24 protein-coding genes and 1 riboswitch are annotated in these 23,567 nt (G+C 64.0%); of the genes, 13 read left to right on the plus strand and 11 right to left on the minus strand.

The annotated features are described in order from the left end of the window. The 5 genes from KUW62_RS01410 (at position 1) to KUW62_RS01430 (ending at position 3,949) form a co-directional block, all read left to right on the plus strand. Complete coding sequence (locus KUW62_RS01410) at positions 1–219, plus strand: DUF350 domain-containing protein (protein WP_224813729.1); 219 nt, start codon at positions 1–3, stop codon at positions 217–219. Then, the gene (locus KUW62_RS01415) at positions 216–1,790 is read left to right on the plus strand and encodes a polyamine aminopropyltransferase (RefSeq protein ID WP_224813730.1); all 1,575 of its coding nucleotides are present in this window, start codon (positions 216–218) and stop codon (positions 1,788–1,790) included. The genes KUW62_RS01410 and KUW62_RS01415 overlap by 4 nt, the downstream gene beginning before the upstream one ends. A gap of 91 nt (positions 1,791–1,881) precedes the next feature. Continuing rightward, positions 1,882–2,241, plus strand: a complete 360-nt coding sequence (locus KUW62_RS01420; protein WP_224813731.1) for a mannan-binding lectin — start codon at positions 1,882–1,884, stop codon at positions 2,239–2,241. A gap of 39 nt (positions 2,242–2,280) precedes the next feature. Then, positions 2,281–3,678 carry an MATE family efflux transporter gene (locus tag KUW62_RS01425; RefSeq protein WP_224813732.1) on the plus strand — a complete coding sequence of 466 codons (1,398 nt, stop codon included), beginning with the start codon at positions 2,281–2,283 and terminating at the stop codon, positions 3,676–3,678. 82 nt (positions 3,679–3,760) lie between these two features. Beyond that, entirely contained in the window at positions 3,761–3,949 is a 189-nt protein-coding gene (locus KUW62_RS01430; RefSeq protein WP_224813733.1) for a PLDc N-terminal domain-containing protein, read from the plus strand. Between the two features lie 110 nt (positions 3,950–4,059). Here the strand turns inward: KUW62_RS01430 and KUW62_RS01435 are convergent, their stop codons facing one another. Together KUW62_RS01435 and dacB are read right to left on the minus strand one after the other, a co-directional pair. Then, on the minus strand, positions 4,060–4,575 hold the full coding sequence (locus KUW62_RS01435; protein ID WP_224813734.1) for a GNAT family N-acetyltransferase: 516 nt from the start codon (positions 4,573–4,575) through the stop codon (positions 4,060–4,062). Then, positions 4,572–5,960 (minus strand): D-alanyl-D-alanine carboxypeptidase/D-alanyl-D-alanine-endopeptidase, encoded by a 1,389-nt coding sequence (dacB, locus tag KUW62_RS01440; protein ID WP_370632823.1) that lies wholly within the window; start codon positions 5,958–5,960, stop codon positions 4,572–4,574. The genes KUW62_RS01435 and dacB overlap by 4 nt, the downstream gene beginning before the upstream one ends. A 228-nt stretch (positions 5,961–6,188) precedes the next feature. Here dacB and KUW62_RS01445 point away from each other — a divergent pair, with 228 nt between their 5' ends. Continuing rightward, positions 6,189–7,049: a DMT family transporter gene (locus KUW62_RS01445; protein WP_224813736.1), complete on the plus strand. Its 861-nt coding sequence runs from the start codon at positions 6,189–6,191 to the stop codon at positions 7,047–7,049. A 20-nt stretch (positions 7,050–7,069) separates the two neighbouring features. Here KUW62_RS01445 and KUW62_RS01450 read toward each other — a convergent pair whose 3' ends face one another. Further along, complete coding sequence (locus KUW62_RS01450) at positions 7,070–7,672, minus strand: nicotinate-nucleotide adenylyltransferase (protein WP_224813737.1); 603 nt, start codon at positions 7,670–7,672, stop codon at positions 7,070–7,072. 81 nt (positions 7,673–7,753) lie between these two features. Continuing rightward, complete coding sequence (locus KUW62_RS01455; protein WP_224813738.1) at positions 7,754–7,963, minus strand: hypothetical protein; 210 nt, start codon at positions 7,961–7,963, stop codon at positions 7,754–7,756. 448 nt (positions 7,964–8,411) lie between these two features. On the opposite strand from KUW62_RS01455, the gene KUW62_RS01460 reads away from it, so the two are divergent. From KUW62_RS01460 to KUW62_RS01480, 5 genes are all read left to right on the plus strand, one after another. Continuing rightward, positions 8,412–10,361: a bifunctional diguanylate cyclase/phosphodiesterase gene (locus tag KUW62_RS01460; RefSeq protein WP_224813739.1), complete on the plus strand. Its 1,950-nt coding sequence runs from the start codon at positions 8,412–8,414 to the stop codon at positions 10,359–10,361. A 79-nt stretch (positions 10,362–10,440) separates the two neighbouring features. Continuing rightward, positions 10,441–12,096, plus strand: coding sequence for an energy-dependent translational throttle protein EttA (gene ettA / locus KUW62_RS01465; RefSeq protein ID WP_224813740.1), 1,656 nt, complete (start codon positions 10,441–10,443; stop codon positions 12,094–12,096). A 477-nt stretch (positions 12,097–12,573) separates the two neighbouring features. Further along, a complete protein-coding gene (locus KUW62_RS01470; protein ID WP_224813741.1) occupies positions 12,574–12,927 on the plus strand; it encodes a hypothetical protein in 354 nt (117 codons plus the stop codon). A gap of 490 nt (positions 12,928–13,417) precedes the next feature. Next, the gene (locus tag KUW62_RS01475; RefSeq protein WP_224813742.1) at positions 13,418–13,873 is read left to right on the plus strand and encodes a hypothetical protein; all 456 of its coding nucleotides are present in this window, start codon (positions 13,418–13,420) and stop codon (positions 13,871–13,873) included. Positions 13,874–14,175: 302 nt separating this feature from the next. Beyond that, a complete protein-coding gene (locus tag KUW62_RS01480) occupies positions 14,176–14,382 on the plus strand; it encodes a cold-shock protein (RefSeq protein ID WP_224813743.1) in 207 nt (68 codons plus the stop codon). Positions 14,383–14,470: 88 nt separating this feature from the next. Here the strand turns inward: KUW62_RS01480 and KUW62_RS01485 are convergent, their stop codons facing one another. The 3 genes from KUW62_RS01485 to KUW62_RS01495 form a co-directional block, all read right to left on the minus strand. Continuing rightward, positions 14,471–15,883, minus strand: a complete 1,413-nt coding sequence (locus tag KUW62_RS01485) for a mannose-1-phosphate guanylyltransferase/mannose-6-phosphate isomerase (protein WP_224813744.1) — start codon at positions 15,881–15,883, stop codon at positions 14,471–14,473. Between the two features lie 188 nt (positions 15,884–16,071). After that, the gene (locus KUW62_RS01490; protein WP_224813745.1) at positions 16,072–16,275 is read right to left on the minus strand and encodes a dodecin family protein; all 204 of its coding nucleotides are present in this window, start codon (positions 16,273–16,275) and stop codon (positions 16,072–16,074) included. A gap of 621 nt (positions 16,276–16,896) precedes the next feature. Then, positions 16,897–17,082, minus strand: a complete 186-nt coding sequence (locus KUW62_RS01495; RefSeq protein WP_224813746.1) for a hypothetical protein — start codon at positions 17,080–17,082, stop codon at positions 16,897–16,899. Between the two features lie 141 nt (positions 17,083–17,223). On the opposite strand from KUW62_RS01495, the gene KUW62_RS01500 reads away from it, so the two are divergent. Next, positions 17,224–17,769 (plus strand): DUF4329 domain-containing protein, encoded by a 546-nt coding sequence (locus tag KUW62_RS01500; RefSeq protein WP_224813747.1) that lies wholly within the window; start codon positions 17,224–17,226, stop codon positions 17,767–17,769. A 93-nt stretch (positions 17,770–17,862) separates the two neighbouring features. Here KUW62_RS01500 and KUW62_RS01505 read toward each other — a convergent pair whose 3' ends face one another. From KUW62_RS01505 to gcvT, 4 genes are all read right to left on the minus strand, one after another. Beyond that, the gene (locus KUW62_RS01505; protein WP_224813748.1) at positions 17,863–18,231 is read right to left on the minus strand and encodes a VOC family protein; all 369 of its coding nucleotides are present in this window, start codon (positions 18,229–18,231) and stop codon (positions 17,863–17,865) included. Positions 18,232–18,272: 41 nt separating this feature from the next. Further along, positions 18,273–21,107: an aminomethyl-transferring glycine dehydrogenase gene (gcvP, locus tag KUW62_RS01510; RefSeq protein WP_224813749.1), complete on the minus strand. Its 2,835-nt coding sequence runs from the start codon at positions 21,105–21,107 to the stop codon at positions 18,273–18,275. 91 nt (positions 21,108–21,198) lie between these two features. Continuing rightward, the gene (gcvH, locus tag KUW62_RS01515) at positions 21,199–21,561 is read right to left on the minus strand and encodes a glycine cleavage system protein GcvH (RefSeq protein WP_224813750.1); all 363 of its coding nucleotides are present in this window, start codon (positions 21,559–21,561) and stop codon (positions 21,199–21,201) included. Between the two features lie 18 nt (positions 21,562–21,579). Continuing rightward, the gene (gene gcvT / locus KUW62_RS01520) at positions 21,580–22,689 is read right to left on the minus strand and encodes a glycine cleavage system aminomethyltransferase GcvT (protein WP_224817016.1); all 1,110 of its coding nucleotides are present in this window, start codon (positions 22,687–22,689) and stop codon (positions 21,580–21,582) included. A 140-nt stretch (positions 22,690–22,829) separates the two neighbouring features. Continuing rightward, a riboswitch (glycine riboswitch) is annotated at positions 22,830–22,933 on the minus strand. Positions 22,934–23,008: 75 nt separating this feature from the next. Here gcvT and KUW62_RS01525 point away from each other — a divergent pair. Next, entirely contained in the window at positions 23,009–23,563 is a 555-nt protein-coding gene (locus tag KUW62_RS01525) for a gamma-glutamylcyclotransferase family protein (RefSeq protein WP_224813751.1), read from the plus strand. Positions 23,564–23,567 lie beyond the last annotated feature (4 nt).

The raw sequence follows: 23,567 nt of genomic DNA on the forward strand, positions 1-23,567 counted from the left end.
ATGTTTGACGCCATTGTCCTGTCTGAACTGGTTTCCATGCTGTTTTACAGCGTCATCGGCATGGTGCTGATGTATATCGCCTACAAGATCATCGAGATCCTGTCGCCGTTCCCCATCGTCAAGGAAATCGAGGAGGATCAGAACACCTCGCTCGCCATCCTGATCGGGTCGGTCTTCGTGTCGATGGCGATCATCATCGCGGCCGTTATCCTGTCGTGACAGGGCCAGGCGGGGCGGCGGATGCCCGCCCTGAGCTGACACCCAAGGTCGCGTGGCTTCTGGCGGCCACGTTCGTTGTGGCCGTTGCGGGCCTGATCTACGAACTGATCGCGGCCACCATCTCCAGCTACCTGCTCGGCGACAGCATCCGGCAGTTTTCCTTCGTCATCGGTGTGTTTCTCAGCGCCATGGGCATCGGCGCGTGGGCGTCGCGCTTCGTGGGCGACGCGCTCAGCGGCTTCGTGCGCGCGCAGATTGCGCTGGGGGCCATCGGCGGCGCGCTCGGCCCGCTTCTGTTCTTCGCCTACGCCATCTACGGCACGGTCGGCCTGCCGCTTTATGGCGGGCTCATCGCAATCGGCATCCTGTCGGGCATGGAAATCCCGTTGATTACCCGCGTGCTGAAGGAAATCGGCGCGGCGGAGTTCCGGTTCGAAAACGTGCTGACGGCCGATTACATCGGCGCGCTTGCGGCCTCGCTTGCCTTCCCGCTCCTGATCGTGCCGAACCTGCCGCTGATGTCGGCGTCGCTGGCCTTCGGTATCCTGAACCTGCTGGTCGCGGGCTTCTCCCTCTATCTCTTTCGGGACCGGTTGAGCCGCGGCCTTTGGCTGCCTTGGGGCGCGCTCCTCCTCGCTTCGCTCCTCGCATTTGCCATGAGTGAGCGCCTGGTCTCCGCGGTCGATGCGCGGCTTTTTCAGGACGAGGTGATCTTTTCCGAAACGACCGCCTATCAAAGCATCGTCATCACCCGCTTCGACGACCGCTATCGCCTGTTTCTCGACCATGCCATCCAATTCGACAGCCTCGATGAGCACCGCTATCACGAGGCGCTGGTCCACCCCGCCATGGGCCTCGTCGCGAATGCGCGCAGTGTTCTGGTTCTGGGCGGCGGCGACGGCATGGCGGTGCGCGAAGTGTTGCGCCATGACGGGGTGGAGCGCGTCGTTCTCGTCGATCTCGACCCCCGCGTGACGGAATTGTTCCGGACCAACCCCGACCTCGTGGCGCTCAACAACGGCGCGCTCAACGATCCACGGGTGGAGATCGTGAACGAAGATGCCTGGGTCTGGGCGGCGGAGGGTCACGGCGATGAAATCTTCGATGTCATCATCGCCGATCTGCCCGACCCGAAAAGCATCGCGCTGTCGAAGCTCTATACCGTCGAGTTTTACGCGCTTCTGATCGAACGGCTGGCAAGCCACGGCCTTCTGGTCACGCAAGCGGGCTCCCCCACCTTCGCGACGGAGGCGTTCTGGATCATCGACGAGACACTGGCCCAAACCCGCAATCCGCTCGCGCCGGGGCAGGGGCTGTCGACGATCCCCTACCACACCTATCTTCCGAGCTTCGGGAATTGGGGCTTCGTTCTGGCAGGACCTGCCATGCCCGACACCGCCCGTGCGCCCGACCTGCCCCTTGGCCTGCGCTACTTCACCCCCGAACTCTGGCGATCGGCGCAGGCCTTCGGCGTCGATCAGGCCCGCCCCGCGGACCTGCCTGCCAACACGATCCAGGGTCACCCGCTTGCCGCCGCCTACCAGCGCGGCTGGGATTTCTGGTTCCGCTGACCGGCCCTGCCACTGCGGGAATAGCGTAGCTTGCCGGATCGCCAATTTGGGATAGGCTCTGCGCACCCCTTCTCAAACGGACCGCAATTTCATGATACGTCTTTTCGCCCTCGCCCCGCTCCTCCTTGTCGCCGCCCCCGCCGTCGCCCAACAGGCGATCGAGGCCGGCCCGATCTGGAACCAGAACCACGCCAACCAGGTCTGCCCCGCCGTCGCCGCCTCCCACGGGGGCAGCTGGACCGGGCAATGGTGGACAACGATCCCGAACCAGATGTCGGTTTGCCAAGTTACCGTCGCCGCACCCACCCGCGCGGTGGAGGCCGGCCCGATCTGGAACCAGGGCCACGCCGATCAGGTCTGTCCCGCTGTGGCCGCCTCCCATGGCGGCACATGGACGGGTCACTGGTGGACCACGATCCCGAGCGAAATGTCCGTCTGCCAAATCCGCTAAGGCTCTGGTGCAGAAACGCCGACCGTGCCACGGATAGGCATGGCAGAGAACCACGCCCAGGCCGTCTTCCTTGAAGGATCGCTCTTCCGCCACATCACCGTGATGTCGCTGACCTCCTCTGTGGGTCTGATGGCGGTGTTCCTCGTCGATCTGGTGGACATGCTCTTCATCTCGATGCTCGGAAACGAGGAGCTGGCCGCCGCCGTCGGCTATGCGGGCGCGATCTTGTTCTTCACCACGTCCTTCGGCATCGGCATGGCGATTGCGGGCGGTGCGCTGGTCGCCCGGGCGCTCGGCCAGGGGGATGAGGCCCTAGCGCGTCGCCGGTCCAGCACGGTCCTGACCTACGGCGTGATGTTCGGCGCGATATTCGCCGCCGTGGTCTGGTATTACGTACCCGATCTCGTGGCGCTCCTGGGGGCTAGCGACGCGACCCAGGACCTCGCCACCGGCTATCTCAGGATCATCGTGCCGACCTTGCCGTTGCTGCTGGTGGGTATGGTCGGCGGTGCGATCCTGCGGGCCCACGGCGATGCGCGGCGCGCGATGATGGCCACGATCGCGGGCGGCGTGGTCAATGCCGTGCTGGACCCGATCCTGATCTTCGGCTTCGGGTTGGAGCTGACGGGCGCGGCACTTGCCTCGGCCGCCGCGCGGGTGGCCATCGCGGCGGTGGCGCTCATCCCGATCTTCCGCCATCACGGCGGCCTGGCGCGGCCCGCCTTGCCCGACATGGCGCTGGACCTGCGCCCGATTCTGGGCCTGGCCGCGCCCGCGATCCTCACGCAACTGGCCACGCCCATCGGGCAGGCCTACGTCACACGCTCCATGTCGGAATTCGGCGAAGACGCCGTGGCGGGCATGGCCATCGTCGCGCGCCTGACGCCCGTAGCCTTCGGCGTGCTCTTCGCGCTCAGCGGCGCGGTCGGCCCGATCGTGGGGCAGAATTTCGGCGCGGGCCTGCAAGATCGCGTGCGCCGCACCTATACCGAGGCGCTGCTGTTCACCGCCATCGTGGTTGTCGTCATGGCTGCCCTGCTCTTCGCGCTGCGTGCCCCCATTGCCAACATGTTTGGCGCCGAGGGGGAGGCGCGCGACCTGGTCTTCCTCTTCTGTGGCCCCCTGGCGCTTGCGTTCTTCTTCAACGGAATGCTGTTCGTCTCCAACGCCAGCTTCAACAATCTGGGCCACCCCTTCACCTCCACCTGGGTGAATTGGGGGCGGCACACGATCGGCACGATCATCCCGGTGATCCTCTTCTCCGCGTGGCTGGGGGCGGAGGGGGTGCTGATCGGCCAGGCGGTCGGCGGCGTGGTCTTCGGGCTCCTGTCCGCCGTGCTGGTGCGCCGGATCATGGACCGCGCGCCCGACGCCCCGCCGCGTGATCCCTTCGCCCGCCAGATCCGCCAGATCACGCTCTTCCACCACCGGCGCTAGAACGGGGTTAACAAATTAATTGGAACCTTTTGTGTCACCGGGCGGTTGACCCAACAGACATGACACACAGGAGCTAAATCCAATGGAATATGGTATCTTCGGCTTGATCGTCCTGATCGCCAACATCTACGCGATCTTCAAGACCTGGACCTCTGCCGCCTCCACGCTGGCCAAGGTCATCTGGACCGTCGTTATCCTGGTCCTGCCGATCCTGGGCTTCATCGCCTGGCTGATCGCCGGTCCCAAAGGCGGCGACTCGATCAACGTGTAAACGCCTGACACGCAAATCAAAGGCCATCCGCGGCGGAAAAGCTGCGGGTGGCCCTTTTGCGTGGGCGGTCCGGCTCGGGCGTCGATGCCATTCCTCCAAGCCCGCTTTCGCTATGAACCGGGCGTCTGCACGCCCATCGGCAGGACACGGCCCCACCGGGTTTCCATCTCAGGGCCGATCGCACGGAACCCGGCCTTCTCGTAGGCACGGATCGCGCGCGTGTTGTCGGGATGCGGATCGGTGGCGACCATCGGCACGCCCTCGCGGAACAGCATCTCGGTGAACGCGCGAAGGAAACCGGGACCGTGCCCTTGCCCAAGGTGATCCGGCGGCCCGATGAACTGGTCCACCCCGCGCGATCCCTCCGGCAGATGGTGGAAGTGATGGTCGAAATCCCATCCCCGGACCGTGTAGGCTTGCAGGTAGGCGAACGGTGCGCCGTCGGTTGAGACGACCCACAATGCAAGGCGCGGATCGTCCAGATCGTCCTGGTCGAACAGCACGTCCTTGTCCCACCATTGCGCGACATGGGGCAGGGCCTTCCACCCCTCCAGCATCGGCAAGTCTTCGAGTTTCGCGGCAGTGAACGTATAGGCGGGCGGCACGATCGGGGCGTCCGCGCTCACGCGAAAACCACGCCCCACCGCTCGATCAGCGCCTGTTGCAGGCGTTTAGCGGCGCGGTTGTAGGTGCGGGTGCCTTGGGGCCGTTCCCTGTCGCCTTCGGGGATCGCATCGCGCCGGTCCATATCCGCACAGAAGATCGTGAAGGCCAGGTCGCGGCCCGATGGCGCGCGGGCATATCCGGCCAGCGTGGAGACGAAATTGAGCGTGCCGGTCTTGGCCACGACCTCGATCGGGTGATTTTCGATCACGTTGCCGCCCTCGTCCCGCATGGGGATGTCTTTCATCAGGTTGCGCAAGCGGCTGGACGGCCCGGCATTGATAAGTGCATGGGTCATGTCCTGTGGCCGGATGCGAGAGCCGACGCCAAGCCCGGAATGATCCACGAAGCTCACATTGCGCGCGCCCAGGCGTTCGCGCATCCACGCGCCCATGGCCGCACCCGATTCGGGCAGGCTCGATGGTCGCGTCCCGCCCGCCTGCGTCGCCATCAGCCCGATGACCTCCGCCGTCAGGTTGGTGGACCAACGCATCATCCCGCGCAGGATCTCGTCCAGCGGGGCGGATGTATGCTCGACCAGCACAAGCGCGGTCTCCGGCGCGGCGGTCTCGTAGGTGGGGGAGGACAGGCGCACGCCCTGATCGGCCATCAGCGTCTGGAACACCTCCGCCATGTAGGCCGCTGGACGCCGGACGGGGAGCCAGCGGGATCCGGCATTGCCCAATGCGCCGCGCGCGACGGTCCACGCATCGTGGCTTTCGGCGTCGGTATAGGTATAGACCGGCACCGTCCGCTCCTCGATCCGCATCCGCGACACGCGCACGGCGGGCCGCAGGCTGGCCGAGCGGGCATCCATCGAAATCGTGTAATCCTCGCCTTCCCGCTCCCACTCGAAATGGACGCGGTTGAAGTTGAGGTTCAGGGCGGAGATTGCGGGATTGTACCCCACATGGGGTAGCTGCCCCGGGTCGATCTGCCATATCTCGGGCAGGGCGCCCGTGGCCACGCGGAACCGGCCCGTCACTTCCGTGACGCCCGCCGCCGCCAATTGCTGCGCCATCCCGGCCAGCGCATCGGTGTCGAAGATCGGATCGCCCGACCCGACCAGCCACAAGTCGCCGTCCAGCCGCCCCTCGCTCAACACGCCGTCCGAGACCAAGCGCGTGCGGAACCGATATCCCGGCCCCAACCGGTCCAGCGCATAGGCGCAGGACACCGCCTTGGCCACGGAAGCGGGTGGCAACGGGTAAAGCGGGTTCACGACCTCCAGCATTTCGCCGGTCAGCGCATCGGCCACGGCGAAGCCGACCCGCCCGCCCAAGCCCGCCTCCCGGATCAGGTCGGCGGCGTCGGGGATAGTGCGCGCCTCGAATCCCAGCGGGCGCACCAACGGGCGCAACGATCGCTCCGGCGCGGCGGCCCAAGCGGTCGTCGCGGTACTTGCTAATAGTCCGCCGGCAAAGAATCGTCTGGAAATCATGTTGTCACAATGTCTGGCAGCACGGCACAGAATACCTTGACCCGACCATGACGCTCAACCCCCGGATGTGACACGATTTTGTGCAGGCCCCTTCGGGGTTTCCAGACTTGCACCGGCGCGATAGGGCGTTGATCCATGGACGCTCCGACCCCGCATAGCGCAACCCTGCGCGCGCTGCCGCTGATGCTGGTGGCGATGGCTTTTATCCCCGCAGGCGATAGCGCGGGAAAATTACTGACCGATGAATTGGGTGTCGCGCCAGTTTTCGTGGCGTGGACGCGCTTTGCGCTCGGTGCGCTGATGATCGCGCCGTTCGCGTGGTCCGCCACGCAGGCGCGGCTCTTCACCGATTGGCGCGTCTGGTTGCGCGCGCTGATGCTCGTGGGTGGCATCACCTCCATCCTCACCGCGCTCGGGACGGAGCCCGTGGCGAATGTCTTCGGCGCCTTCTTCGTGGGGCCCATCGTGTCGTGGCTCCTGTCCGTGTGGCTTCTGCGAGAGCCGTTTTCGGCCCGTCGCCTCGGCCTGATCTGCCTCGGATTCGTGGGCGTGATCCTTGTGGTCAAACCGGGCTTCGGCATGACGCCGGGCCTCGGTTTTGCGGTTCTCGCGGGGCTTTTCTACGGCCTTTATCTGGTGATGAGCCGCTGGATGGCCGATGTCGCGCCGCCCCGGGCGCTGCTGCTGTCGCAACTGGCCATAGGCGGGGTGGTCCTTGCACTGCCCGGTCTGCTGACAGTGCCGGAAATCACGGGCCGCGTCGCTGTCCTGACACTGGTATCGGCGTTCTGCTCCATGGCGGGGAATTTCCTGCTCATCATCGCCTACCGGTGGGCGCAGGCAAGCCACATGGCCCCCTTCGTCTATACGCAGCTGATCTGGGCCACCCTCTTTGGATGGGTGATCTTCGCCACGCTCCCGGACGGTCTGTCACTGGTAGGGCTGGCGCTTCTGGTGGCGTCGGGCCTTGCGTCGCTGGCGGTGCGCCGCGGGTAGCGAACGGACCGGGGCCGCCCCTATCCCCAATCGCCCCGCGCGCGGATCGCGGAACTGGACACGTCCAGCATCGGCACGTTCAGGAAACACCACGCCGGCGCCTCCATCCGTCCCAGAAGATGCGCGGCGGCGGCGGGCAGCTTCGCCCCGCGAAACCGCTGTGCCGCCACCGAAGTCCGCGCCGAGATCCGCTGACCGGGGCGCGCCAGAACTCCAACCGGCACCCGCTGCATGATCTGGTCCCAATCCTGCCAATGGTGGAACTGCGCCAGGTTATCCGCCCCCATGAGCCAGACGAAATGCACGCCGGGATAAAGCGCCTGCAAACGCGCGATCGTCTGGGCCGTGTACCTCGTGCCAAGCCGCGCCTCGATATCCGTGACCTCCACGCGCGGATGGCGCACCAGCGCGCGGGCGGCCTCCATCCGGCGGGGCAGGGCGACGGGGCCACGGGATTTCAGCGGATTGCCCGGAGAGACAAGCCACCACACCCGGTCCAGCCCGAAGCGTTTCAACGCCTCCCGGCTGACATGGACATGACCCCTGTGGGGGGGATCGAACGACCCCCCGAACAGGCCGATCACTTGACCCGGCAGGGCAAGGGGCAGGGTGTGGCGCAACACTTCACGGCCTTTCGCGACGGTCGCGTCTTGATGGGGACAATGGGGGAAGCTGTCAATCGACGCGCCCCCCGCCCCCTCCGGTCACAACAGGCGGAATGGATCGCGCAGGTTGGGCGGATCCTTGGCGCTGTGTCGGGCCGTCTCGTCGGGCAACAGGCCGATATCACGCCGCAGGTAATCGGGCACATCCTGCGCCCGAACGCGCGGTCCCTTGCTCTTGGGACGCGCGCGCAGGGTCAGCAAGGCGCGCAGCCGCGCCAAGGGGGACAGTCTCGTGAACTTGGTATGCATCGTGCTTTCCTCTGGATGGGAAAGCCGCCGCGCAAATCGGACATTCGTTCAGCACAAGACCTTGCAGGAGATGGACAAAAGAAAAGGCCGCTTGCGGGCGGCCTTCGGGGTTGGATGCCATGCATCCGCCGTTGACCGCGCCTTCAGGGGGCGAGCACTGCGCCAGACGCGCAGATCGGGAACGGACGGAGGGTCATCATGGCAATCACTTTCATACAGTCGGTTTCGTGTGGCCGTACCGCTATCGCCTTGGCTGTCGTAGGGTCAACCTGTTCCTTACCGGTTCCTCCAATCGGCGATGTTCCACCTGCCGCATCCCGACGATCGGGCCAATTTGACCGAAATCCTTGGCAGTTTGTCGGTCCGCAATCCCACGCCCTTAACCCTCGCTTTGCGTCACGGCGCCTAGATTGCGCATCTGCGAAATGCTGTGTCGGGGCCGGATCGAATGCATCAAATGTTCAGTGTGCCGTGGTCTCTCGCGCCGAATTTCCTCGGGCTCGATCCGCGTGAACAACTGATCGGCCTGGAACTGATGCTGATCGTGCTGCTGGCGACGAATATCGTCGTGCTTTTGATGAAGCTGCGCGTCACCCGCAATGCCCGTCTGTCCTTGCAGGAGGTTGAGGACACGCTCGAAGATGTCTCGGCGCAGGAGGCGGTTCTGCGCGAAGTGGCAAAGCACGCCAATGACGGGCTGGTCTACCAGGACATGAACGCGCGTATCCTGTGGGCCAACCCCGCCTATTGCCGGACCATGGGGTGGGAGCTTGAGGATATTCTCGGCCGCCGCCCGCAGGAATTCTGCTTCCCCGAAGAGGTGCGCCCGACCGCTGAAGAGGTGGAGAATTTCGTCTTCGACCCGGAAAGCTACGAATTCAAGCAACTGGTTCGCCGCCTGAATATCCGCAAGAACGGCGAACGGTTCTGGCATGAATTCAACCTGTCGCTGGTGGAGCCGCGACCGGGGGATCGCCGCGTGATCCTCGTGTCACGGGATGTGACCCCTCAGGTGCTGCGGGAACAGGAACTCGAACGCGCGCGCGCGGAATTGCACCACGCCGCCCATCACGATGCATTGACCGGGCTGAACAACCGCACGGCCTTTCTCGATGCGACCGACAGGATTCTTTCCGCACCCCGCGCGCAGGATCGGACGATGGGGCTGCTCTATATCGACCTCGACCATTTCAAGGCGGTCAACGACACCCATGGCCACGGGGCCGGGGACAGGCTTCTGTGCCATGTCGCCGCCGCCATTCGCGCCATGTTGGGGGAGCGGGATCTGGCCTGCCGCATGGGCGGGGACGAATTTGTCGTGGCCTGCCCGGGCGTGACGGATTTCGACACGCTGCAACACGTGGCCGATGGCCTGCTTGACCGCATTCGCACGCCGATCCCTTGGGGTGAAACGACGCTTGTGTGCAACGCCTCACTCGGTATCGCGCTCAGCGACGGCATGGCCATGACGGCGGAAGATCTGATCCGCTCCGCCGATTTCGCATTGTACGAGGCAAAGCGCCCCGGCGCGCCCAATATCGCGCGCTACGACGCCGAACTGCACAGCCGTCAGGAGGCCGAGAATGCCCTGATGGAGGAATTCGCCACCTGTCTGGACCGCGATGCGGTCGATTTCGTCTATCAGCCGATCCTCGATGCGCGCACCGGCAAGATCCGCTCTTTCGAAACGCTCGCCCGCTGGACCCGCGAAAGCGGAGAGGTCGTGGCCCCCGACCGGTTCCTGCCCTACGCCGCCCGGCTCAATCGCATGGCCGATATCGACTTCGCCGCGATCCGCGCGACCTCCGCCCTCGTGGCCGACCTGGAAAAGCGCGGCCATCGCATCCGCGGCGCCTTCAACACCTCGTCCGAGGCTTTGGCCCACCCCGATTTCATGGCGCGCCTGGAATTCGAGGCGCGGGAGGCCGGCCTGTCGTCCGAGGCGCTGGTGGCGGAGGTTCTGGAGACCACCTTCTTCGGCCCCGACACCACCGACTCCCTCGCCGCCGCGCGCATCAACGAACTCCGCAAGCAAGGCTTCTCCGTCTATCTCGACGATTTCGGCGTCGGTTACGCGGGCCTCGCCCATCTCGGCCAACTGGATGTCAGCGGCGTCAAGCTGGACCGCAGCCTTGTCGCCAATGTCGTCCACGACCGCTCCGCCCGCATCATCACCACCTCCATCCTGCGGCTCTGTGACGAGCTTGGCGTCGGCACCCTGGCCGAGGGGATCGAGACCGCCGAACAGGCCGAATTCCTCTATCGCCACGGCTGCTATCGCCTCCAGGGCTTCGGCATCGCCCGCCCCATGCCGCGCGACGACGTCATCGCCCTCGTGGAATCCGGCGCCCCCATCGTCATCCCCTCCGAAGGCAGCCAGATCCCCCGCAGCGCCTGACCGCGCGCCCCCGATTGCCGATCCCCGCGCGGCCCGATAGAACCCCGGCAGTCACGTCATTCGCAAGGGGAAGCGCGCCATGGCCGCCTATCAATATGTCTACCACATGGACGGTGTCTCCAAGACCTATCCCGGTGGCAAGAAATGCTTCGAAAACATCCGGTTGAGCTTCCTGCCCGGCGTGAAGATCGGCGTCGTCGGCGTCAACGGCGCGGGCAAGTCAACGCTGATGAAGATCATGGCCGGCATGGACAGCGATTTCACGGGGGAGGCCTGGGCCGCCGAAGGCGCCCGCGTCGGCTACCTGCCCCAGGAACCGCAGCTCGATGAAAGCCTCTCCGTCCGCGACAACGTCATGCTCGGCGTGGCCGAGAAAAAGGCCAAGCTCGACCGTTTCAACGAGCTTGCCATGAACTATTCCGACGAGACGGCAGACGAAATGGCGGCCCTCCAGGATGAGATCGACTCGAACAACCTCTGGGACCTCGACAGCCAGATCGACGTCGCCATGGAAGCCCTCCGCTGCCCCCCCGACGATGCGCCCGTCGAAACCCTCTCCGGCGGGGAACGCCGCCGCGTGGCGCTCTGCAAGCTGCTCCTCGAAGCGCCCGACATGCTCCTCCTCGACGAGCCCACCAACCACCTCGACGCCGAAACCATCGCCTGGCTCCAGCAGCACCTGATCGACTACAAGGGCACCATCCTGATCGTCACCCACGACCGCTATTTCCTCGACGATATCACCGGCTGGATCTTGGAGCTCGACCGCGGCCGCGGCATCCCCTACGAAGGCAACTACTCCGCCTGGCTCGAACAAAAGGCCAAGCGCCTCGAACAGGAGGCCCGGGAAGACAAATCCCGCCAGAAAACCCTCGAACGCGAACTCGAATGGATCCGCCAGGGCGCCAAAGCCCGCCAGGCCAAGCAGAAGGCCAGGATCAACGCCTACGAGGATCTGGCCAGCCAATCGGAGCGCGAAAAACTCTCCCGCGCCCAGATCGTCATCCCCAACGGCCCCCGCCTCGGCTCCAAGGTCATCGAGGTCAACAACCTCAAAAAAGGCTACGGCGACCGCCTCCTGATCGAAGACCTTACCTTCGCGCTGCCTCCAGGCGGCATCGTCGGCGTCATCGGCCCCAACGGCGCGGGCAAATCCACCCTCTTCCGCATGCTCACCGGCCAAGAACAGCCCGACGACGGCACGCTGGAATACGGCGACACCGTTGACCTCAGCTACGTCGATCAGAGCCGTGACGCCCTCAACCCCGACGCCACCGTCTGGGAGGAAATCACCGGCGGCGCGGAAATCATCCAACTTGGCGATGCCCAAATCAACTCCCGCGCCTATTGCTCCACCTTCAACTTCAAAGGCGGCGACCAGCAAAAAAAGGTCGGCCTCCTCTCAGGCGGCGAACGCAACCGCGTCCACATGGCGAAACTGCTGAAGAGCGGCGGCAACGTCCTCCTGCTGGATGAGCCCACCAACGACCTCGACGTCGAAACCCTCCGCGCCCTCGAAGACGCGCTCAGCGACTTCGCCGGCTGCGCGGTGATTATCAGCCACGACCGCTTCTTCCTCGACCGCCTCTGCACGCACATCCTGGCGTTTGAGGGCGAGGCCCATGTCGAATGGTTCGAAGGCGATTTTTCGGCTTATGAGGAAGATAAGAAGCGGAGGCTTGGACCGGATGCGCTTGAGCCGAAGCGGCTGAAGCATAAGAAGTTTGTGCGGTAGGGATCTCAATTCTTGGAGCTGCCAGCGTGGGTCATGCCGCCAGCTGCGCATAACTGATTGGTGAGGATTGCATACGATTGCAATCGACTGCCATTGAATCCCGAGCGATGTGATTGCTTTGCAGCCGACGTCAGTGGTCAGTAGACAAAAACAGAGGAGCCGAGTCCTAACAAAAGACGGCAAAACACCCAATATCGGGTTCTTTTGTTGCGCACCTAAATCGGTATTGTGAGGGTGTTGTTGACGCAACACCCTCACAACTGGAGACACCCATGTTCTACGCGATCGTTGGATGCCTCTATCTGGCGTTGGGCTTGGCATACGTAGCCCACTTCGCCGGATTCTTTTGATGGTATCCTCAGGGGTCGCCGTCGGCGACCCCTGAAACCGTCCTAAAAGCGGTTGCATTATACCATATACTTATTTACCGCCATTATGAAGGATTTGTGATGACTTGCAACGATAGCGAAACAACATATGGCGGATACGACAAACGAGGTTCGGTTCCTGAGTGCAGTCGAGCTGACCGAAGAAATCACAGATCATAATGGTATTCAGACGACCCTTAAGCTATTTCAATGTGGAGTGTTCCACGTCTACAAGCTTGGTGGTCCGACTGGAAAAACCAAACTCACAGAAGAGCGATCTGCAAAAATCAGGTATCGTTTGTGTAGCTTGCTTCGAAGCCGCGGCATGACCATTGCGCAGGCCGGTGGGCAGATTGCTACGGTGTGCGGAGATGAGGATGTAGTGATCACTACGTTTCTTGAGAATGGCGAAGACGACGACGATATTTATGACGCCTTAAAGGCAGAGATAGCCAAGTTGTAATTGATCCAATTTTGTAAACCGGGGCCTTGGCCGGGGATCCAACCGTTGCAAACCCGGGCCAAGGCCCGGTCTACGCTCTCACGCCATCTACCCAAACGCCCTCATCGGCTCATCCCCACACCATTCCGCCTCAACCCGCCGCAACCGCATATCCCGATGAATCGACGACGCCGCCCAATCGGCAGGCCTCTCGACATACCCATGCTTCACCGGGTTCAACCAGCATTAGCAAATATGCGCCCCCAGGTCGTGATCATGGCCAAGCACAGCCACCGACGGGCCTGGGCGCGGCGATCGAAACCTCTCTTCGTGGCACTTTATCCCAGCCACACCAGCACTCCCCAACAATGCAGCACCAAGCCCAACCAAATCGCCGGGCCCGGGGCAGGCCCGTCGATGGCGGGGCGGGCAAGCCCGCTGTTAACCCGCTTGCGCACTACCGAATGAACGTTGAGATTGCGCACCGAAATACACCAGCTACGCTGCCCCCATGCGCCACCTCCTCCCACTCCTCCTCGCCTTGACCCTCACCCACCCGGCCCACGCCGACGACACCCCCACCGTCGCCGACGACATCAACGCCCTGAACGAGGCGCTCCAGATCCTCCTCACTGACCCCGGAGACACCTTCGCGGACCCAGATGGCACGCCGCCCGACATCACCATCTCCCTCCGCGCCCAAGCTGGCACCTGGTCCACCGACGACGCGCCCCTCACCGATGGCCGCCTCTCCCTCCCCGTCGACACCGCAATCGCCCTGCACATCATGGCGATGGACCTGATATACGAGATGTCCTTCCCCGACCTCCAACTGGAATTCGAGGCCATCCCCGGCCGTCTGGAGGTCGTCTACATCCGCTTCGCCCAGACCGGCCAATATGCCGGAAATTGCGCCTATACCTGCGGTTCCGCGGGTGCGCCCCTCGTTTTCGACGTGCGCAACTAAGGGCCGACCCACCCGAAAAACGGCTGGCAAATCCTTACCAAAGCCTTAACAGAGTCCCTCATTCCAAACAAAAACAATCACTTAACCCCATTATCACGCGTGATAACCCCTCGGCTCCATTCCGCCGACCGGTCTCATTTTCCTTGCCTTTCGCCGCGATCCGCCCCATATGCAGCCCTGCGACCGTTACCGCACCTCGTCCGCTGTCTCCTCTACCAAGGCCTCAGTCTCGATCTGCTACCCAACTGACGCCACGCCGCCGCACGCACGCGGGCGGAACTAAATGACTTAGGAGACACACGATGGCCAATGGCACCGTGAAATGGTTCAACTCTACCAAAGGCTTCGGCTTCATCGCACCCGAGACGGGCGGCAAGGACGTGTTCGTGCACATCTCGGCCGTTGAGCGTTCGGGCCTGACCGGCCTCGCCGACAACCAGAAAGTGACATACGATCTGGAAGCCGGCCGTGACGGTCGCGAAAGCGCGGTGAACCTGCAGCTCGTCTGAGCCCGCAGCTTCATGCGAAACGATTGGCGCGCCCGGCTTCGGACGCGCCTTTTTTTTGACCGGACGTCCGGGGGGGGCGAAAACCCGTTCAGGTCCGGTCGTAGATATCCTCGTAACGGGTGATGTCATCCTCACCCAGATAGCTGCCGGTCTGCACCTCGATTAGGTACATCGGCAGGTGGCCACGATTGGCCATGCGGTGTTTCGCGCCGAGGGGGATGTAGACGCTCTCGTTCTCGGTGACGAGCTTCACGTCGTCCCCGATCGTGACTTCTGCCGTCCCCTCCACCACGATCCAATGCTCCGACCGGTGCATATGACTTTGCAGTGACAACACGCCGCCGGGTTTGACCTTGATGCGTTTGACCTGGAACCGGCCCCCGGCGCACAGCGTCTCATACCAACCCCACGGTCGGTGAAAGCGCGGGTAATCGTCGGCTTGAGCCGTCTTGGCCGCGCGCAGATTTGCCACGATCGCCTTGACGTCCTGCGCACGAGATTTGTCCGCGACCAGCACCGCATCGCGCATCGCAACGGCGACCGTGTTCGTCAGACCAAGGCCCACGAGATGGATATTCTCATCCTCCGAGCGAAGGTAGGATTCCGAGCAGTCGAGCGCGGTGACGGACCCATCCGTGACCATGCCGTCCGCGTCCGGCTCCAATGCCTGCCACAGCGCGTCCCAGGAGCCGAGGTCGGACCAGCCGCCGTCGAAGGGGACCGCCGCGACACGGGCCACGTTTTCCATGATCGCATAGTCGAAGGAGATTGCGCGGGCCTCCGAATAGGGGCCGGGGGCGAGGCGCAGGAAGCCCAGGTCTTCTTTCCCCTGCGCCACGGCGGCGGTGCAGGGCTCCACGAGGTCCGGCGCATGGTCCGCGAAGGCTGCCAGCACGTCGCGCACGGTGAAGGCGAAAATGCCGCCGTTCCAGAGGTAACGTCCCGCCGTCACCATCTGCTCGGCGGTCGCACGGTCGGGCTTTTCGCGGAAGCTGCGGACGAGGTTGGGACGTTCCGGATCGGGTGGGCCGGTCAGTTCGAGATAGCCATAGCCCGTTTCGGCCCGTGTCGGCGGGATGCCGAGCGTGACCATGGTGCCGTCCTGCGTGGCCCCGACGGCAACATCCAATGCCCTGTGGAAGGCAGCCAGGTCGCCGATCACGTGATCGGACGGGGCCACCAGCATCACGGCATCTGGCGTGTCCTTTAACAGCAGGGCCGCCGCAAGGATCGCGGGTGCGGTATCGCGGGTATCCGGTTCGATTACCACGCGCGCGTCGGTCAGGCCAATCGCGGCCGCCTGCTCCGTCGCCATGAAGCGGAATTCGTCGCCCGTCATCACCAAGGGGGCGGAGAATTGCGGGCCGGTCAAGCGCCGCAGGGTCATCTGGTAAAGGCTCTCGTCGCCAAGAAGATTGGTGAATTGTTTGGGATACGCCTTGCGCGACGCTGGCCAGAGCCGGGTTCCCGAACCGCCGCACAAAATGACCGGTACAATCATGACAACGGGTCCCTCTGGCTGGATCGGCCACGCTTGCAACTTGTCGCAAAGGCGCGCCGATGGCTAGTCACCGGGCGACGGTCGTCCCCCGCATGGCCAGCACCTTCACGCAATCGAAACAATATAAGGTTAATGCGGGGAAAATGAGCCACCCCGCCCGACGCGCTGGCGACGAACGGGGGTGGAGGTCAATCGTCGAGGACGAATGTAACCTTCAAGGTCACGCGATACTCGTCGATCTTGCCCTTCTTGACCGTGACCTTCTGGTCCTGAACCCAGGCACCTTGCACCTTGTTGAGGGTCTTGCAGGCGCGGGCGATTCCCTTCTGGACGGCGTCGTCGAAGCTTTTGCTGGACGAGGCGATGATTTCCGTGATGCGAGCAACGCTCATTTTCATTCTCCGATCTGGTGAATTCAGGCCCGATACGCGGGCCGAAGGGGGCCATCCTAGCACGATTGGCCATTTTGCGCCTAGCCCGGCATGCAATCGGCCAACTTCCGCCAAGCGCCTGAAATTGGGGAGGAATGTGCGTCAGCTATCGGATAGCAGGGCGCCGATATTGTGTGGCGAAACCCAGGCGAGTGATGGTGGAGCCACATTGAAACCAACCCACTGGATCACATTATGACCCGCCCTGCAAAAGCGCCCAAGAAAGTCCTTCGCCCTGCATCCCCGATCCCCGGACGCCCGATGCCCGCACCGTTCAAGTTTACCGATTGGGCGGCCATCTGAGTTCACGCCGATATGCGCCGGGGGGCCATGTCAAGTGGGCAGACCTGCCACAGACAGGGACGGGCCCGCGGCGTAAGTTGGGATCACGAAAGGACCCCTCACCATGACTCCGCGCCACACCGTTCCGCATAAGCAACGCAAGCCCCGTCCGACCCCGTTCAGGTTCACCGATTGGGCCGCGATCTGAGACCCTGACGGGTTTGCTACACGAACTTTCCCCGTGCACCGGCACGCAGGACGCCCCATCTTTCTCCCGTTGCCGCGATCCATGCGGTCCGATCAGAAGCGGAAAGAGACGACGAGGGCCACGGCGATGATCATGATTGCCCAGATGCAGAAGATCATCGCGATCCGGCCGAAGAACAGCCATTCGCGCACATCCTCGTCGTCGGACACGCGCGCGACCTTGCTGTTGGCCGCCATCGCGGAAATCCGCGCCTTGATCTTCTCGTCCATATTGGCCATTTCGAGCCTCCAAACCTCTGTCATCTCAGGAATTAGGGCAAGTGACCGCCCTTTCCACGGCTGGGGATCAAGATTGTTTTGCGCAATCTGAAAATCCCACTACCCTCCATCCCGACACATCCGCATAGGAGTTCCCGAACCATGCGCAAGATTACCGCGACCCTGACCACGCTGGCCACCCTTGCCGCGCTCGCGACTGCCCCCGCTGCCCACGCGCAGGACGCGCGGGAGACGGCGTTCGTGATGGGCCTGATGGAATCGATGAACCAGCTGAGCGTGCGCTTCAATCGGGAGGTCTGTGGCTTCATCTTGCAAGATGCGGAGGGCAATTATTCGTCCACCAAGGTGTCGTGGGGCGGGGAGGCCAGCTGCGCCTCCCTCCCGCTGGAGCCGGGGATGCGCGCGGTGTCATCGTGGCACACCCATGCGGCCTGGGGCCTGGGCTATGACGGGGAGGTTCCGTCGATCCAGGACGTCGAAGGCGACATGCGGTTCGGCGTGAATGGCTGGGTCGGCACGCCGGGCGGGCGGTTGTGGTTCGTGGACGGCACGACCGGGTTCATGCGCCAGGTCTGCGGACGCGATTGCCTGCCGGTGGACCCGAATTTCTTCCCCGAAGAGCACGGCCCGGTGGCCGAGACCTACACGCTTGACGGCCTGTACCAGAGATTTGGCCGGTCGCGGTAAGGTTGGCGCTTGGGGGCCAGCCCCCAAACCCCCGAGGTATTTTTGAAGCAAAGATGGGCCGTTACGGGGGACGTGGCGGCCCCTCTTCGTGGATCATGGGAACGGCGCACCGATTTCGAGAATATGGCCGTCTGGATCGGTGGCGCGGAACAGGCGTCCACCCCAGGCCTGGATGCGGATCGGGTGGAGGATGTCGGTGGCCGCGGAGAGGCGGGTGAAGGCCCCGTCGAGGTCGCGCGTCTCGAAATAGAAGATCGTGCGCGGATGCCCGGGCCTGTCCTGCATCGGGGCTGCACCGAAAATGTCAGCATGCAGGGCCTCTGCATCGTGAATGGCAAAGCCGGTCTCAAAACGCACAAAGGTGGGGTGGGCTTCCGCCACGCGGAGGCCCATCACATCTTCATAGAACCGAGTGGCGCGGTCGATGTCTGAAACGTAGGCCAGCGGATTCGCGAAGCGCATCGGTTCATCCCGGCCAGTTTTCTGGTGTTCCGCAATCGCAGCTACTCCGCCGCTTCCATGTAATCCTCCACCGGGGGGCAGGTGCAGACAAGGTTGCGGTCACCGGCGACATTGTCCACGCGATTGACCGGCGGCCAGTATTTGTCGACCCGGAATGCGCCCGGCGGGAAGCAGCCCTGTTCCCGGCTATAGGCGCGGTCCCAGGTCTTGATCAGGTCCTCCATCGTGTGGGGGGCGTGGTGCAGCGGGCTGTCCTCGGGCGGGGTGCCGGCTTCCACCTCAGCGATCTCGGCCCGGATCGCCCGCATCGCGGTGATGAACCGGTCCAATTCTGCCTTGGTCTCGGATTCCGTGGGCTCCACCATCAGGGTGCCGGCTACGGGCCAGCTCATCGTCGGCGCGTGGAAGCCGTGGTCCATCAGGCGCTTGGCGATGTCGTCCACGGTGATCCCCGCCTCGGCGAAGGGCCGGGTGTCGAGGATGCATTCATGGGCCACGCGCCCCGTCTTGCCCTTGAAGAGGATGCCGTAGCCGTCCGACAGCCGGGCGGCGATGTAATTGGCGTTCAGGATCGCGACCTTGGTGGCCTGGGTGATGCCCACACCGCCCATCAGATGCACGTAAGCGTAGGAGATCGGCAAGATCGAGGCAGAGCCATAGGGGGCCGCCGAAACCGGCCCCTCCGTGCCACCGGTTTCCGGGTGGCCGGGCAGGTGCGGGGCCAGATGCGCCTTCACCCCGATGGGCCCCATGCCGGGGCCGCCGCCGCCATGGGGAATGCAGAACGTCTTGTGGAGATTCAGGTGGCTGACATCCGCCCCCAGATCGCCGGGCTTCGACAGCCCCACCATGGCGTTGAGGTTCGCGCCATCGAGATAGACCTGGCCGCCGAATTCATGGGTGATCGCGCAGACATCGCGCACCGTCTCCTCGAACACGCCATGGGTGGAGGGATAGGTGATCATGCACGCGGCCAGCTTGTCACCCGCCGCCTCCGCCTTGGCGCGGAAATCGTCCAGGTCGATATCCCCGTTTTCCGCCGACTTCACCACGACCACCTGCATCCCCGCCATCTGGGCGGAGGCCGGATTGGTGCCGTGGGCTGAGACCGGGATGAGGCACACATTACGCTCCGCATCGCTCTGCGACCGGTGATAAGCCGCGATGGTCAGAAGCCCCGCATATTCGCCCTGCGCGCCGGAATTAGGCTGCATGGACATGGCGTCGTAGCCGGTGATCTCGCACAGTTTGGCGGAAAGATCCTCCAGCATCTCGGCATAGCCCTCAGCCTGATCGGCGGGGGCAAAGGGGTGCAGGCCCCCGAATTCCGGCCAGGTGATCGGAATCATCTCCACCGCCGCGTTCAGCTTCATGGTGCAGGAGCCGAGCGGAATCATCGCGCGATCGAGCGCAAGGTCGCGGTCCGACAGGCGGCGCATGTAGCGCATCATCTCGGACTCGGCGCGGTTCATGTGAAAAATCGGGTGGGTCAGGTAATCGGATTGGCGCAGCAGGTCGTCGGGGATGGCGTGAGCCTTGAGCTTGGGCGCGACAAGCACCCCGAAGGCGCGGCAGACGGCCTCGATATGTGCATCGGTCGTGACCTCGTCCACAGCAATGCCGATCCGGTCCGCGCCCACGTCACGCAAGTTGATGCCCCGGGCCACAGCGGCGGCCATGATGCGCGACTGCTTGTCCCCGACCTCCACCGTGATCGTGTCGAAGAATGTGTCGTTCAGCGGCGCGAAGCCACCGGCGCGCAAGGATGCGGCCAGCCACGCGGCGCGCGTATGGACCCGCTCCGCGATAGCGCGCAGGCCGAGGGGGCCATGGAAGACTGCGTAGAAGCTGGCCATGACGGCCAGAAGCGCCTGGGCCGTGCAGACATTCGAGGTCGCCTTCTCGCGGCGGATATGCTGTTCCCGCGTTTGGAGCGACAGGCGGTAAGCCTTGTGCCCGTGGCTGTCGATGGACACGCCGACGATGCGCCCGGGCAGGGACCGCTTGAGCGCATCGCGGCATGACATGAACGCGGCATGCGGCCCGCCATAGCCAAGCGGCACGCCGAAACGTTGTGCCGAACCCACCGCTATGTCCGCCCCCATGGCACCGGGCTCCTTCAGCAAGGTAAGCGACAGGAGGTCCGTCGCCACAATGGCCAGCGCGTTGGATGTGTGCAGGGCGTCGATCTGCGCCGATGGATCGGACAGGCCACCCAGCGTGCCGGGATACTGGAAGATCGCGCCAAAGACTGCCTCCGCCTCCAGCGCGTCGAGCGCGCCGGTGATGATCTCGATCCCGAGGGGGGCCGCGCGGGTCTCGATCACGGCGATCGTCTGGGGGTGGCAGTTTTCATCCACGAAAAACGCGCGCGCCTTGGATTTGGACGCGCGCTGCGCCATCACCATCGCCTCCGCCGCCGCGGTGCCTTCATCGAGCAGCGAGGCGTTGGCGACGTCGAGCCCAGTCAGGTCCGCCACCATGGTCTGGAAGTTCAACAAGGCCTCCAGCCGACCCTGCGCGATCTCGGGCTGATAGGGGGTGTAGGCGGTGTACCAGGCCGGGTTCTCCAGCACGTTGCGCTGGATTGCGGGCGGGGTGTGGGTGTTGGAATAGCCCTGTCCGATCATCGAAATCATCGGCTTGTTCTTGGCCGCGATCGCGCGCATATGCTCCAGCAATTCCGCTTCCGACAGGGCCGGCCAATCCAGCGCGCCTGCCTGCCGGATGGAGGCGGGCACGGTGTCGTCGATCAACGCATCGAGGCTTTCGGTCCCCACCACGGCAAGCATCTCCTCCATCTCGGACGGGGACGGGCCGATATGGCGGCGATTGGCGAAATCGGTCGGGTCGTAATCGGTGGTCGTCCAGGGCATGGGGCGCTCCTTGGGACGGGCATGGGCCCATCTTTGCTTCAGAAATACCTCGGGGGGTTTGGGGGGCTGGCCCCCCATGGATCAAACGGGTCTATTCCCCGATATGGTCCTTGTATTCATCCTCGGTCATGTAATCGTCGACGCTGGCCGGGTTCTCGACCTTGATCTTGAAAAACCACGCGGCGCCCATCGGATCCTCGTTGACGAGCGCGGGCGTGGCCACGAGCGCCTCGTTCACCTCCACGATTTCCCCGTCGAGCGGGGCCACGATGTCGGAGGCGGCCTTCACGGATTCGATGACAACAACCTCGTCACCCTTGGACACTTGCGTCTCCAGTTCCGGCAATTCGACATAGACGACATCGCCCAGTTGTTCGGAGGCATGGGCGGTGATGCCCACGGTCACGATGTCGGCGTCGGGGCTGAGCCATTCGTGGTCTTCTGTGAATCTCATTTGGTGTCTCCGTCGTGATCAGCGTTTGTAGCCGGGGGGTGTGAAAGGCAGTTTGGTTTGGGTGACGTGCAGGCGCTTGCCACGGACCTCGCCGAACAGGGGCGCGTCCTTGGGCGTTGCCGCGTCGATCAGGGCCAGAGCCATCGGCGCGCCGAGCGTCGGGCCGAAGCCGCCGGATGTTACAGTGCCGATGGGCGTGACTGACGTCTCATCAGCGAAAATCTGAACTCCCGCCCGCATCGGCGCGCGACCTTCCGGGCGCAGGCCTACGCGGCGGCGCGGCGCGCCGTTCGCGATCTGGTCAAGGATGATATCCGAACCGGGAAATCCACCCTCCCGGTCCCCGCCCGCGCGCCGCACCTTGCCGACGGCCCAGGCCTGTCCAGCCTCCACCGGGCTGATCGTGGTATCCATGTCCTGCCCGTAAAGCGGCAATCCCGCCTCCAGCCGCAGGGAATCCCGCGCGCCAAGGCCGATGGGCTCCACCCGTTCGTCCGCCAGAAGCGCGCGGGCGAAGGCGTCGGCACGATCATTGGGAACGGAGATCTCGAACCCGTCCTCCCCGGTATAGCCGGAGCGGCTGATCCACAGCTCCGCCCCGGTCCAGTCGTGCCGTTGGCTGTCCATGAACCGCATAGCCGCGACGGCGGGGACCAGATCGGCCAGGGCCGCCTCGGCCTTGGGGCCTTGCAGTGCCAGAAGGCACCGGCCTTCGATGTCTTCCACCCCGTCGATATGGGCGCGCAGATGCGCGAGGTCGGCGTCCTTGCAGGCGGCATTCACCACGAGGAACAGACCGCCCGGCACACGCGCGATCATCAGGTCGTCGAGTATGCCGCCCAGATCATTGGTAAAAAAGCCGTAGCGTTGTCGCCCTTCCGCCAGCCCGATCACATCGACGGGCACCAGCGCCTCCAGCGCGGCGTCGGAGCCGTCCGGCAGCATCACCTGGCCCATATGCGAGACGTCGAAGAGCCCCGCGTTTTCCCGCGTCCATTGGTGTTCGCCCATCACACCGCGGGCGTATTGCACGGGCATCGAATGACCGGCGAACGGCACGAATTTCGCCCCAAGCTCGGCATGGAGCGGCGCAAGCGCCAGTTCGATCGGATTGCTGTCCCCGGCCATCATGTCCCTTCTCCGGGATCTACGACCCGGCACCATTCCGACGCCGAAAATCGGCGCGGTGTGATGCCCCCTCTGTCCTTTGGCCTGAGATCGTTATCCCTTCGGCGGAGGGGATCGCCCCCTCACTCTCCAGAGTATATTCGCGACCGCAGGTCCTTTTGCCTGAGAGATTACCGGGGCGGTTGCTCCTTCGGCCCAGGGGTATCCGTCTGCCGGATGCCCGAGAGTCTCCCTGCGATTGCATGCGAAAGAATACATGGCTTCACACCGCGTTCAAGAGGGCTTGATAGCGATCCTGAATTGCCCCATTCCGGGGCCCATGAATGCCCCGTTTTTCTTCGGCTATGGCAGCCTTGTGAACCGCGAGACCCACGCCTATCCGGACGTGACCCATGCCCATGTCGCGGGCTGGTCGCGGCGCTGGCAGGGGACTGGATTGCGCAAGCTCGCGTTCCTGACGGCGCAACCCGATTCGGGCGGCGAGATCCGGGGCCTGATCGCCGCCGTACCAAATGCCGATTGGGCGGCTCTGGACGAAAGGGAACGCGCCTATGCGCGCCATGGTGTCGCCAGCATAGCCCACGATCACCCGGCTGCAACGGACATTCAGATCTACGCGGTCGAAAAGCTTCACGCGGAGGAGGGGACGCATCCCATCTTGCTGAGCTACCTCGACACGGTGATCCAGGGCTACCTGACGGAATTCGGGGAAGCCGGCGCGGTGGAGTTCTTCGAGACGACGCAGGGCTGGAACCGGCCGGTCATGAATGACCGGAACGCACCCCTCTACCCCCGTGCGACGGGCGTGTCAGCGGCGGAGCGATCCTTCGTGGACGAGAACTTGCAGCGGGTTCAGGCCGCGCTGGCCGGTTGACGGC

Source organism: Hasllibacter sp. MH4015 (assembly GCF_020177575.1).
Taxonomy (GTDB): domain Bacteria; phylum Pseudomonadota; class Alphaproteobacteria; order Rhodobacterales; family Rhodobacteraceae; genus Gymnodinialimonas.